We start from the raw sequence: 12358 nt of genomic DNA, 5'->3' as shown, positions 1-12358 counted from the left end.
TTCATGCCATTATTAAAGTGGGAGAAATCAGATGAAAAATTTTCTGATCTTAATTTCACTACTAAATGCTGGCTACTATTTGGCTTGATATTTTTGACTTGTATTGCAATTTTATTACTTTATGGAACAAATAAAGGAATGAATGAGCATGTGTTTTTTAATACAGATAATCATTATGTAAGTGAGGTTAGCATTCAGGCCCCAGCTTTCTTTTTATTGCCATTCCCGTTTTTAATGATGATTGGGATAATTCAGAAGATATTTAATTATAAAAATGAAAGAACTTTTTTGCTGATGATAAAGTCAACGTTAGCAGGTATAGTTTTGTACTTTATTTCGTCGATTTTGTTGAGTTACTATATTGAAGCAAACTTAAAAAACCATGGCTATACTTACTGCTCTTGGTATAAGTTTTCCCCGACACGCTCACCAGATGTATGGCTAAAAAATAGTGAGCTTTGTTTGAAAGTTCATCATTATGTTGTGTCAGATGTTAAAGAGTGGTTTGAGTGGCATAATGAGCAAGGTATTGAGCCTCAACTTGATGAACTTAAGGCCTTTATAGCTAAAAAAAATAAGGAGCAAGGTCGCTAACCGACTATTTTAGACTAGCCAGACATTTTTAGTGTGATTCAAAAGCCGCAAATTGCGGCTTTATTTTTTGGGCCCTAAAATACGCTTTATGGTTGGCGCTTTAGTCGCTGTTGGTGGGGTCTTTAACACCATCACAGGGCGGGTAACAAAGATGTTGTTTGGGTAAATGACTTTGTGGCCATCAACATGCTCAAGCACCACGTTCATTAACCCCATTTCGATAATACGCCCTTCTAAGAAGTTTGCACCGTCAATTACTCTCACCCAAAAACCAACCCGACAATCGTTTTGAATAAACATCAGCAAGAAGGCTGTTAGGTTGCTTAGTAACGACCAAGCAGCAAAAAGGGCTACACCCAACATGGCAAAAATGGATGAGCCTAGTACTAACAAGCCGCGCAGCTCTATACCCCAAAAAACTAATACTAAGCATAGCATTACGATCGCCAAAATAATGTTAAGGAGTAGCTCTGCACGGTACTCTCGATGCGGATCAGCTTTACCTTTAATGGCTTTTAAAAGCAGTTTTTTGGTGGTTTTACGTAGTAGCGGATAGAGCAAAACCGCGATGATTGTCACGATTAAATGATATTGCTCATTAAAAAATTCGACGAAGTCCAAAGGGGTTCCCAAGCTAATAATTTACGTCCGATTTTAGCGCGTTAGTTGCTGAATAACACTAGCTTAAAAGGTATTTTTAACAGTCACAAGCCATTGTACTGAATCTATCTCATCATCGTGATTATTTATCGGTGCGGCAACATCTAGATGGATTACTGTTCCTGCATTGGCACGACTAGGGGCTAAACGAAGACCCACACCGACATTTTGTAGTACATTGCCATTTTCACCATTGTTTTTGTCGTTATACCAAGCTCTGCCAATATCATAAAATGCCGCGCCACCGACTTTGAATAACTGCAATAAATCGTATTCCCAATAATAGCGTTTTTCTAAAGTCACTAAAAAGCTACGATCGCCTACTTGGTAATCGAGCGGGTAGCCTCTGAGGCCGTTTTCTCCACCTAGAGTAAGTTGTTTGTCGGCGGTCAGGTTTTTTGCGTACTGCAGGCGTGCTTTAGCATACCAGCTTTGCCTAAGAGTCGTATTAAGGTAATACTGAACTTGCGTGCTTGTAAAAAGATTTTCAACATCATCAAGGGCTTCGTTCCAATAGCCGTCTATGTCGGCTTTAAAGCGCCAAAGTTGATTATCTCCGCTGTAGTGTGCTTTTGATAATGATAGTGAGTAAATGGCACGACTTGAATCATCGCTAAAGTCTTTGCTTGAATAACCAAGAAGAGCTTGGATATTCCAACCAAGGTTGAGGTCTTCGGTACGATATATGCTGTCGAAGTTTCTTACTTTGATGTAATGATCTTCAAACCATTGCGCACTCACATAGGGGTAACTAAGGCTACGATCATCTGCAATAGGGAAGCGCGTTTGTGAAATGGCTTTAAAGGTCTCTTCGCGGTTTTCAATGCCGAGTTTTATGCGCTGGGTCCAATTATTGGCAAGTTGGGATGAGTGACCAAAGTAAGCGCGGCTTAATACAGTTTTTTGTTCAAACTCACTGACCACATCTCCCCGATAATAAAGTGATTCGCGGCGCTCATCAGAGTAGCTTGTTGCGCCATAACTATAAGGTGTATCGATAGAAAAAAACGGGTAACTTACATCGATGTAATGGCGCTTACCATCGTCGTTATCGGAATATTCTAGCCGCCCACGATAGCGGCTTGAAAAGATATTAGGATCATCATAAACAAATAGGTAACCGGTGCGGTCAGCATCATGCGTACGCGAGAACGACACGCGTTTACCCCAACCTAAAAAGTTTGACTCGCGAAACCCAAGGCTTGACTCATTTTCGCCACCGCTGCGGCTGAAACTTATTTCTGGCAGTAAGGTCCATAAATCGCGGGTGACAACATTAACGTGTACATTTCCGTCACAGTCAAGTTTGGCGTTAATACGGGCGTCATACAAATAACCTTGTTTACGCAGCAGTCGCTCAGACTCTAGTAATTTACGTGGATTGTAAACATCACCTTCTTTGAACAGTAAAACGCTATGTATTACATCCGGCTCAGTGGTCATGTGAGCACGATTAGCAAAGCGAAATAAAAAGTTATTTTCTTCTTCAAGCTCGGTATTAAATACATTGAGCTGCTCAAGTTTTATAGAAGTTATTTTGCTGCCTTCAGCAGCCTGCGGAAGTGGGTTATCGGTATCAAGTTGGCGGCGCAAATTGTTATCTTGGGATTTTAGTGTGCGCTGATTTTGACAATAGTTGCTATCGTCTATGTCTTGCTGTTCTGCATACACGTTCGTTACCAAGCTCACTGGCAACAAAATTAGTAGAGCAACGAAGTGCGACTGCTTAAAACCCATTTACACCCTTAGTTGATTGTTTCCTATACAGTCACTACATACTAAGCGTGGAAAAAAGTCTAGCTTATTATTGTAACTGTGTGACTAAATGCTGATAAAGCTCGCCTAATATCTCTGTAGCTTCTACGCCCTCAGCATTTATCCAAATACTTTCACTGTAATGTTCAAAGTTTAGATTAAAACTATGATCTGTAAAGTGAAATCTTAACTGATGTCGATCGGCTCCAGCATCAAAGTCGGCAATTTTTATTGCGGGTGTATGTAAAAACAAGGTAGCCCATAATTCAAAATCTTCGTCATGAGGAGGCTCGCTTGCTTGCACAATGATGACTGCATGTTCTGCATCAAAAGTAAGTTCAGTCATGGTTGTCCTAGTTTGCGGCTAAGTAGTTGCGGATAGTATTTAAAAATGGTGCGCCGTATTTATTTAGTTTAGTAAAACCAACACCCGACACTTTTAAGAACTCGCTATCATTAGTTGGCATAAGTTGCGCCATCTCAGCAAGCGTTTTATCGTTGAATACTACATAAGGTGGCACATCATCCGCATCAGCCAGTTCTTTACGTAAGGCACGTAATTTAGCAAACAGTTTTTTGTCGTAATTAAACTGGGCGAGTTTATCTTGGTATACGTGCTTGGCTTGTAAGCGAGGCTCGGCAAGTTGTAATGCATATTCACTTTTAAGAACTGCACGGGCGGCTTCGGTTAAGCGTAATGACGAACCTTGGGTAATATCTTGGCTTAATAACCCTTGGTGAATAAGTTGCCTTAAAATACTTAGCCAAAATTCCACACTGTGATCTTTACCAATACCATAAGTACTTAGCTGGTGGTGATTATTATCACGAATGCGGCTGGTATTTGCACCACGTAGTAGCTCAACAATATAGCCAATACCAAATCGTTGCTCGGCACGATACACACAAGATAGCGCTTGCTGCGCAACGAGTGTGCCATCAAAGCTGGTTGGTGGGTTTAAGCAAATATCACAGTTGCCACAGGTTTCGCGCTTATATTCACTAAAATAATTGAGTAAAATTTGTCTGCGGCATGTTTGTGCTTCGGCAAAGCTGGCCATCGCATTAAAGCGCTGTTCTTCAACGCGGCGTCGTTGCTCGTCTTCAATATCTTCAAAAAAACGGCGTACGCGGCCTATGTCAGCTGGATCAAAATACATAATCGCTTCTGCGGCAAGGCCATCACGACCAGCTCGGCCTGTTTCTTGGTAATAGGCCTCAATGCTTTTTGGAATATCGTAATGCACCACAAAGCGCACGTTTGGTTTGTTGATACCCATACCAAATGCAACCGTTGCAACCACAATTTGAATATCGTCTCGGGCAAAACCTGATTGCACAAATTGGCGTTGCTCGTTACTCATGCCTGCATGATAGGCTGCGGCATTAAAACCTGCATCAGCAAGTTTTTCAGCAACATCGTCAACCCGTTTACGGCTGGTGCAGTAAATAATGCCACTTTGATTCTGCTGCTCTTTTAAATAGCGAAGCAGTTGCACCATAGGTTTGAATTTTTCTTCAATGGTGTATCGAATATTAGGTCTATCAAAGCTGCCTGTGTGCACATACGGTTGGTTAAGCTGGAGCTGTTCGATTATATCGTAACGAGTTGCCTTATCTGCTGTCGCTGTAAGTGCCATCATAGGTACATGCATAAAGCGATGTTTTAACTCGTTGAGTCGACAATAATGTGGCCTAAAGTCATGGCCCCAATGAGACACACAGTGTGCTTCATCGATGGCAAAAAGTGCTAAATTAAGATGACTTAAACGTTCTAAAAATTCATGTTGCAACACTTTTTCTGGCGCCACATACAACAGCTTAATTTGCCCGTAGTGCAATTGCTGATACACCGCTTGCTGCTCTTCAAAGGGAAGGCTGTTATTAATATATGCAGCCTGTACGCCAAGCGCTCTTAGTTGGGCAACTTGGTCTTGCATCAGAGAAATAAGTGGCGAGATGACCACAGTCACACCATCGAGGATTAATGCTGGGACTTGATAGCATAAGGATTTGCCTCCACCTGTTGGCAGAAGTACAAGCGAGTCTTGTCCGTCTAGCGCTGCGGCTATAATCGCTTCTTGGCCATCACGAAAATCTTTGTAACCAAACACTTGTTTGAGTACGGCGTGTGGTGATCGAACGGGTGTGTTGGACATTGCGGTATTGGTATTCATCGCCGAGCATTTTAGTGGTTTTTTAAGGCGATGTCTTTAGCAATATACCAAATGACCTCAAGATGCAGAATTAAGCGTTTCACAGGTGCTTAATATCAAGGCGTTACTTTGCAACAATGGCAGTCCCTTTTTAGAAGTAAATACATGGGTTTATTTAACGCGTTTTGGTTGCGTCACTGCTTAGTGGGCGTAAAATAAGGTTTTTAACCTACAAAGCCAAGCTTATGCCTACCAATATTGAACAGCGAAAAGGGGTTATTTTCGCATGTTTAGCTTTTTTTATGTGGGGTCTTGCACCCATTTACTTTAAGTTTTTGCAGCAAATATCTGCATTTGAAATCTTGATGCACCGCGTTATTTGGTCGGTGTTATTTTTACTTCTTATTATCGCAGCTCGTCATCAATGGCAGCGTATTCGTATTGTGCTTGGGCAACCTAAATTACTACTGATGTTGGTGATAACAGCCAGTTTACTAGGCTTTAACTGGGGCTTATTTATTTGGGCTGTGAACAATAATCATATGCTTGATGCAAGTTTAGGATATTACATCAATCCATTGCTCAATGTGTTACTTGGTATGTTGTTTTTAGGTGAGCGACTGCGTAAATGGCAAGGCGTTGCGGTAGGTTTAGCACTTTGTGGTGTGTTACTTCAACTTGTGAGCTTTGGTTCATTCCCCGTGGTTGCTTTCTCACTAGCCGGTTCGTTTGCCATTTATGGATTATTACGCAAAAAGCTGCCAATTGAATCATTACCAGGCTTATTGCTAGAAGCGCTTATTTTATTGCCTGTGGCGCTTATTTACTGGTGGTTGATGGCGCCTTCAGCAAGCTCTGATTTAACAGCGAATGATTGGCACATTAACCTGTTACTCATCAGTGCCGGAGTGGTAACAACCTTGCCGCTGTTATGTTTTACAGGTGCCGCAAAGCGCCTGCAGTACAGCACGCTGGGCTTTTTCCAATACATAGGTCCAAGTTTAATGTTTATACTTGCAGTGGCTTTTTACGGTGAAGTATTTGATGCTGAGCGTGTAGTGACCTTTGCGTGCATTTGGAGTGCGCTGGCACTATTTAGTTGGGACTCGTATCGACAAAGCCGTAAACAACGAAAGGCGCAATTAGAAGCGGTGACAAAGCCTGTTTAGGCTTTAGCTAACTAACTTATTGCGTCCAGACTCTTTTGCTTGATAAAGCTTTAAATCAGCCTGTTTAATCAGTTCATCTAGACTGTAAATAGGCTGATGATGAAAGCCTATGGATAAAGTAAAATGAATTTGCTCTTTACTAAACTCTGGGCTGTGCTTTTCAATAAAAGCGCGAAATTTTTCTAGGCGTTGTAATGCTTCTTCTGGATCTTGATCTGCAAAATACACGGCAAACTCTTCACCACCAAAGCGGCCTACTAAATTATCTGCAAAATATTGGGTCATGTGATGTGATAACGCTTTGAGCACTTCATCACCTGCATCATGGCCATAATTATCATTAATAGATTTAAAATGATCAATGTCGATCATGCCAAGGGATACCGCCGAGCCAGCTTGTTTAGCGGCTTTTAAATGTCTATTTGCTTCACCGAAAAAGTAACGTCGGTTTGGTAGTTTAGTTAGGTAATCGGTATTTGCTTGTAAACGAATCGTTTTGATGTTTTCAAGCATGTCGACGTTTTGGCTTAGTCGACAGTAGAATTCTTCATTATTAAATGGCTTTCGTAGGTAATCGTCTGCGCCTGATTTTAAAAAACGCGTTGATAGATGCAAAGTATCATAAGCAGAAATACCGATAATTGCTTTTTCATCGTTGGAGTATAAACGGCGTATTTCAACACAGAGCTCAGCACCGCTCATGTTCGGCATTTCGTTATCAGTTATTATCACTGAAATTGTTGGGTTTTCAGCTAATACTCTGAGAGCATCGACGCCATCAACGGCTTCAATTGTCTGGTATTTGTGGCGAGCTAATAAATGACAAATTAGCTGACGAGTTGCTTTTGAATCATCGACCACTAACACCAGTATTTGCTCATTGCGAGGTAAACGCGCCAGTTGTTTTTCTAAGTATTGATAGGCTTGTTTATTTTCTTTGGTAATGTAATCAATGATTGGGTGCTTTTCGACGATATTACGCGTGGTTTCGTCAAGGTTACCGGTCATAACAATAGTCGGTATATCGGCAGCGATGGTGCAGGGGACGGCTTCACCTAAAGGTGCGTCTGGGAGAATAAAATCAACCACAGCACAAAAATAATTGTGCTCACTTATAAGCTTTTTTGCTTCGGCTAAATTACCTGCAATGTCTGCTTCATAGCCAACTTTTTGCGCGATATGTTTTTGCACTCGCGCAATGGTTGGCGTATCTTCAATTATTAGTATTCTTCGAGTCACAGCTTGCCTTGTAATAACTTATTGGCGAAACAAAAGTTATTACAAGTTTTAACCCTAAAAGGGTAAAAAAGCAAATCGTTATAAGCTATCTGACTCAGAATAATACTCAACACTTTGCGGTGTAGGACTGGCAATACGTGAACGACCAAACAAAGTGTGAAACTTCGTTTTACAGGTTGTTTGTTTTAGGTATTTCATCCAAGCGCGTTCAACTGGGTTTGTTGCTTCAAGGTTACCGGTAACAACTTGCACAAATTGAGTTTGAAATTCATTTTGTGGTTCTAGGGTTTTGTTGTATAAACCCTTTAATACAACACCATGCTGTTCGAGAATGTCGGCTTCTAGCAAAGTGAAGTGACCACTACGACCAAAACCGCGTGGGAAGTTTTGATCATCATAAAATTGACGTTGGCTTGCAAATGCCTGACGAAGTGATGAAATGTCATTGCTCATGGCTTTATCCTCATGCCCTAATTTCTTGCAGGAGTATGGATCAAGTTGTCGATTTTATTAAACAAGTTATTTTTATCGTAAGGGTAAAAAATGGATATCGATTTATTGAAGACTTTTGTCGAAGTGGTTCGTACTCGCCATTTCGGCAAAGCAGCTGAAAATTTATATATTACGCAGTCTGCAGTGAGTTTTCGGATCAGGCAGTTAGAGCAAGGTTTAGGCGTTAACTTATTTATTCGTCAACGTAACAATATTCAGTTAACAGCACCGGGTGAGCGATTACTGCCACATGCGCAAATGATCATTACCGGCATGCAACGTGCAAAAGTTGATGTGGCGCTTGCTGATAATATGCATAAGCAAATTAGTCTAGCAGGTACACCTAATATTTGGGATGCTTTTTTACAGTTTGGGATCACAAATATTGTTTCTGCCATGCCGGGTGTATCGTTAGTCGCTGAAGTAAAAGCACAACAAGAAAGCACTCGCTTACTATTAGAGCGTACATTAGATTTAGCGGTACTGTTTGATCCTCCTAAAGTGGATGAGCTAGTTGTTGAACGAATTTGTGAGCTGCCAATCATTCCTGTGAGTGCTTTTGAAACAGCTAACAGCGAAAACTTTTTCGACAATCAATATGTTTATGTTGATTGGGGTACTACCTTTTCTTTGTGGCATGCTCGTGAGTTTAACGGCCACGCGCCTCCTTACTTTAGAACCAGCACAGGACGTATTGCTCTTGATTTAATTTTGAAGTGCGGAGGTAGTGCGTTTATTCCTAAGTTATTAGTAGAAGAGCAGTTAAAAGCGGGTGATTTATATCATGTTGAAGATGTTGCTCATACCTCGCGAGATGTGTTTGTTGCTTACCACAGAGATAATGAACAAACACCTCTTTTAGAAAAGTTGGTAACCTTACTAACTGAGCTGCAAATAAAAACTTAAAATTTATTTAAATTAGCTTTTATAAAAACTTAACCGTGAAACAGTAAGTTACGTTTTTATTTCAGAAATAATTATATTTCGTGAAGCTAAATTGACGATTTTATTTCAATTGTCATCTTTCTGTCATTTTTCGCTGTCACACTGCGCGCATTGAAACACAACATGTGTTTTTTGTTGCGATTATTGAGGAAACGACATGAAATTTGCAAAGTCTAGCTTATTCCTAGCTTTATTTGGTGGCTTATCTTTTTCTGCATTAGCTGATGTAGATGTATATGGTAAAGCAAACGTGACTGTTCAATCATCAGATGATGGCGAAGGGTCTTTCACAGAAATTAAAAGCAATAACTCACGTTTTGGCTTAAAAGGCTCAGAGAAAATCTCTGAAGGCTTAGAAGCGGTTTATAAATTTGAGTTTGGTGTTGACGTATCTGACGCTGATTCAAAAGGCGACAATGATGACAACATCACTGCACGTAACCAATATGTAGGTCTTAAAGGCAGCTTTGGTCAGGTTGTTATCGGTCGTAACGATACAGCTATGAAGCAATCTCAAGGTAAAATTGATTTATTCAATGACCTTGAAGCAGATATCAAAAATGGTTTCAAAGGCGAAAACCGTTTAGGTGACACAATTTCTTATGCTTCTAAAGATTTCAGTGGCTTCAAAGTATTAGCAACGTATGTGGCTGAAGATGATGTAGATGCTGATAACGGTTACTCAGTAGCGCTAACTTACGGCGATGCAAAACTTAAAGAAAGCAAACTTTATGCATCAATTGCAGCTGACAGCGAAGTAAAAGGTTACGACATTGTTCGTGCAACAGTGCAAGGTAAAGTTGGTGACTTCAAACTAGGTGCTATGTACCAAACACAAGAGAAAGTGGATGGTAGTGCAGAAGCTGATGGTTACTTAGTAAATGCTGCTTACCAAATGAATAGCAACACCTTCAAAGTACAATACCAAGTAATTGACTTTGATGAAGGCGATAAGAAAACAGCTATCTCTGCAGGTGTTGATCACAAGCTTAGCAAAAACACGAAAGTATTTGGTTTCTACTCAACGTTTGATACAGATAATCAAGTTGACCAAGATTACTTAGGTGTTGGTATTGAATACAAGTTCTAATCCAACCCTTGGATAACTCCCTAACTTGTCAGCCCAGCTTATTAGCTGGGCTTTTTTATTGTTTAGTAGGAAATTTTTAACGCAGTTAGCGACAGGTTTAATCCCTCAAAATGATTAAGTATTATCGCGGATTGGTATTAGACACTTGCGATTAAGCTTGTGCGTAGTCTGATTTGCCAGCAAGCCAGCGTTGAATCAATTTATCGGTAAGTGTTGGGTAGTCGTTTAATATTTTGAAGGCAATGGGTCTTACATGGTCGAGTGTTTGTTTATCGCGGTTTAGGTCAGCAATTTTAAATTCAGCTAGGCCTGTTTGTTTGGTGCCAAGTACTTCGCCTGGGCCACGAATTTCAAGATCTCGTTCAGCAATCACAAAGCCATCATTACTTTCACGCAGCACTCCTAAGCGTTTTTGCGCTGTGGCTGACAATGGTGCATGATAAAGTAAAACACAGTGTGATGCAGTTGCCCCGCGACCAACGCGACCACGCAGCTGGTGGAGTTGTGCAAGCCCCAGCCGTTCAGGGTTTTCAATAATAATAAGGCTAGCATTAGGCACATCAACACCCACTTCAATCACCGTTGTGGCGACGAGTACATGAATATTACCTGCTTTAAACTCGCTCATAATGGCTTGTTTTTCAGTGGCTTTCATACGGCCATGTACTAAGCCGACGTTTAGCTCGGGTAGTGCTGCTTTTAATTGCTCTGCGCTATCTTCTGCGGCTTGGCATTGCAGTACTTCAGATTCATCAATCAGGGTGCAAACCCAATAAACTTGCCGACCTTGATCTGTACATGCGGTTTTAACACGTTGAATGATTTCGTCTCGACGGGCATCAGGAATAGCCACCGTTGTAATAGGCGTTCTACCCGGTGGTAATTCATCAATTACAGAGGTTTCTAAGTCTGCGTAGGCTGTCATGGCTAAAGTGCGCGGAATAGGCGTTGCAGTCATCACTAATTGGTGTGGGTAACAGTCACCAAAACGGCCTTTTTCACGCAGTGATAAGCGCTGATGAACACCAAAGCGGTGTTGTTCATCGATGATGATTAGCACCAGATTATTAAACTCGACCTGCTCTTGGAATAACGCATGGGTGCCAACAATCATTTGTGCTTCCCCAGAGGCGATTTTTTCCAAAGTTGCTGTGCGCTCTTTACCTTTACTTTTGCCACCTAACCAAGCGACTTCAACACCGAGTTGATTAAACCATTGGCTAAAGTTGATGCCATGCTGCTCGGATAAAATCTCAGTAGGTGCCATTAAAGCTACTTGGTAGCCTTCGCTTATAGCGGTGAGAGCACTGAGTGCTGCAACTAAGGTTTTACCTGAACCTACATCGCCCTGTACTAAGCGCATCATCGGAAACGGGTGTTGTAAGTCACCTTTGATTTCTGCCACGACACGACTTTGCGCGTTGGTTGGGCTGAAGGCTAAATTTGCTAAAAACTGTTGCTCAAGTTGGTTATGGGGCTTTAAAGGGACGGCTTTTACGGCTTGCCCTTTTTGGCGTAACTTTAAAAGGCTTAAATTTTGCGCAAGTAACTCTTCAAACACTAACCGTTGCTGGGCAGGGTGCATACCTTGTTCAAGGGCGGTTAAATCAACATCGTTTTGTGGGCGATGTAAGGTCATTAACGCATCGGCTAAGCTCATTCCGGTTGGTTGAAACTGTTCTGGCAGTAATTCTTCTACCGGGTATTTAGACAATAGCGCAAGCGCTTGATCGCTAAGCGCGCGAATAGATAATTGTTTTAGTCCTTCAGTAACAGGATAAACCGGCGTGAGCGTGGTATTTGTAGGTTGCTCTGAAGGGGTATCCGATAGGCTGTATTCAGGGTGTGTCATTTCAAAACCAACACGACCACGGCGTATTTCACCAAAGCAGCGAATGATCTTACCTGCACTTAAAGCATTTTTTTGAGCTGCGCTAAAGTTAAAAAATCGCAGCGTTAAACGGCCCGTGCCATCGTTAATTTGGCAAACCAGCATGCGTCTTTTACCAAAGGTGATTTGGCTGGTTTCAATGGTGGCTTCAACACTAACATGGCTATGCGGTTGTAGTTCGCAAATTGGGTGAATGCGGGTGCGGTCTTCATAGCGGTGAGGCAAATGAAACAGCATGTCTTGCACCGTATGAATATTTAGCTTAGCGAGGCGCTCGGCCATTTTCGGGCCGACGCCTTTTAATTCTGTGATTGGGTATAACGCTAAGCTAGGGTGACTCAAAGGTGACTCAAATTGTTAATTAGTA

General features: G+C 41.4%; 11 protein-coding genes. 4 read left to right on the top strand and 7 right to left on the bottom strand.

The features are described from left to right. Nucleotides 1–3 precede the first annotated feature (3 nt). Nucleotides 4–594, top strand: a complete 591-nt coding sequence (locus E5N72_RS16860) for a DUF1240 domain-containing protein (protein ID WP_135926169.1) — start codon at nt 4–6, stop codon at nt 592–594. 60 nt (nt 595–654) lie between these two features. On the opposite strand, the gene E5N72_RS16855 is transcribed toward E5N72_RS16860, so the two are convergent. From E5N72_RS16855 to recQ, 4 genes are all read right to left on the bottom strand, one after another. Then, nucleotides 655–1215: a mechanosensitive ion channel domain-containing protein gene (locus E5N72_RS16855; RefSeq protein WP_135926168.1), complete on the bottom strand. Its 561-nt coding sequence runs from the start codon at nt 1213–1215 to the stop codon at nt 655–657. A 63-nt stretch (nt 1216–1278) separates the two neighbouring features. Continuing rightward, nucleotides 1279–2991, bottom strand: coding sequence for a POTRA domain-containing protein (locus E5N72_RS16850; RefSeq protein WP_135926167.1), 1713 nt, complete (start codon nt 2989–2991; stop codon nt 1279–1281). 67 nt (nt 2992–3058) lie between these two features. Beyond that, nucleotides 3059–3355: a DUF3630 family protein gene (locus E5N72_RS16845; RefSeq protein ID WP_135926166.1), complete on the bottom strand. Its 297-nt coding sequence runs from the start codon at nt 3353–3355 to the stop codon at nt 3059–3061. Between the two features lie 7 nt (nt 3356–3362). Next, nucleotides 3363–5186: a DNA helicase RecQ gene (gene recQ / locus E5N72_RS16840; RefSeq protein ID WP_135926165.1), complete on the bottom strand. Its 1824-nt coding sequence runs from the start codon at nt 5184–5186 to the stop codon at nt 3363–3365. Between the two features lie 224 nt (nt 5187–5410). On the opposite strand from recQ, the gene rarD reads away from it, so the two are divergent. Next, nucleotides 5411–6334, top strand: coding sequence for an EamA family transporter RarD (gene rarD, locus E5N72_RS16835; protein WP_135926164.1), 924 nt, complete (start codon nt 5411–5413; stop codon nt 6332–6334). A 3-nt stretch (nt 6335–6337) separates the two neighbouring features. On the opposite strand, the gene E5N72_RS16830 is transcribed toward rarD, so the two are convergent. After that, on the bottom strand, nt 6338–7573 hold the full coding sequence (locus tag E5N72_RS16830) for a diguanylate cyclase (RefSeq protein ID WP_135926163.1): 1236 nt from the start codon (nt 7571–7573) through the stop codon (nt 6338–6340). A gap of 78 nt (nt 7574–7651) precedes the next feature. Then, nucleotides 7652–8026 (bottom strand): DUF413 domain-containing protein, encoded by a 375-nt coding sequence (locus E5N72_RS16825; protein WP_135926162.1) that lies wholly within the window; start codon nt 8024–8026, stop codon nt 7652–7654. Nucleotides 8027–8116: 90 nt separating this feature from the next. Between E5N72_RS16825 and E5N72_RS16820 the strand changes: the two genes are divergently transcribed. Then, nucleotides 8117–8971, top strand: coding sequence for a LysR family transcriptional regulator (locus E5N72_RS16820; protein WP_135926161.1), 855 nt, complete (start codon nt 8117–8119; stop codon nt 8969–8971). A gap of 196 nt (nt 8972–9167) precedes the next feature. Beyond that, on the top strand, nt 9168–10100 hold the full coding sequence (locus tag E5N72_RS16815) for a porin (RefSeq protein WP_135926160.1): 933 nt from the start codon (nt 9168–9170) through the stop codon (nt 10098–10100). A 151-nt stretch (nt 10101–10251) separates the two neighbouring features. On the opposite strand, the gene recG is transcribed toward E5N72_RS16815, so the two are convergent. After that, nucleotides 10252–12333 (bottom strand): ATP-dependent DNA helicase RecG, encoded by a 2082-nt coding sequence (recG, locus tag E5N72_RS16810; protein WP_135926159.1) that lies wholly within the window; start codon nt 12331–12333, stop codon nt 10252–10254. Nucleotides 12334–12358 lie beyond the last annotated feature (25 nt).

The organism is Pseudoalteromonas sp. MEBiC 03607 (assembly GCF_004792295.1).
GTDB lineage: Bacteria > Pseudomonadota > Gammaproteobacteria > Enterobacterales > Alteromonadaceae > Pseudoalteromonas > Pseudoalteromonas lipolytica_C.
This window is presented reverse-complemented; position numbering and strand designations above follow the sequence as displayed.

Excerpts from the sequence above, each read along its gene's own strand:
- E5N72_RS16860 (WP_135926169.1), top strand. The coding sequence starts at position 4 with ATGCCATTATTAAAGTGGGAGAAATCAGATGAAAAATTTTCTGATCTT.
- E5N72_RS16820 (WP_135926161.1), top strand. The coding sequence starts at position 8,117 with ATGGATATCGATTTATTGAAGACTTTTGTCGAAGTGGTTCGTACTCGC.
- E5N72_RS16850 (WP_135926167.1), bottom strand. The coding sequence starts at position 2,991 with ATGGGTTTTAAGCAGTCGCACTTCGTTGCTCTACTAATTTTGTTGCCA.
- rarD (WP_135926164.1), top strand. The coding sequence starts at position 5,411 with ATGCCTACCAATATTGAACAGCGAAAAGGGGTTATTTTCGCATGTTTA.
- E5N72_RS16825 (WP_135926162.1), bottom strand. The coding sequence starts at position 8,026 with ATGAGCAATGACATTTCATCACTTCGTCAGGCATTTGCAAGCCAACGT.
- E5N72_RS16815 (WP_135926160.1), top strand. The coding sequence starts at position 9,168 with ATGAAATTTGCAAAGTCTAGCTTATTCCTAGCTTTATTTGGTGGCTTA.
- E5N72_RS16845 (WP_135926166.1), bottom strand. The coding sequence starts at position 3,355 with ATGACTGAACTTACTTTTGATGCAGAACATGCAGTCATCATTGTGCAA.
- recQ (WP_135926165.1), bottom strand. The coding sequence starts at position 5,186 with ATGAATACCAATACCGCAATGTCCAACACACCCGTTCGATCACCACAC.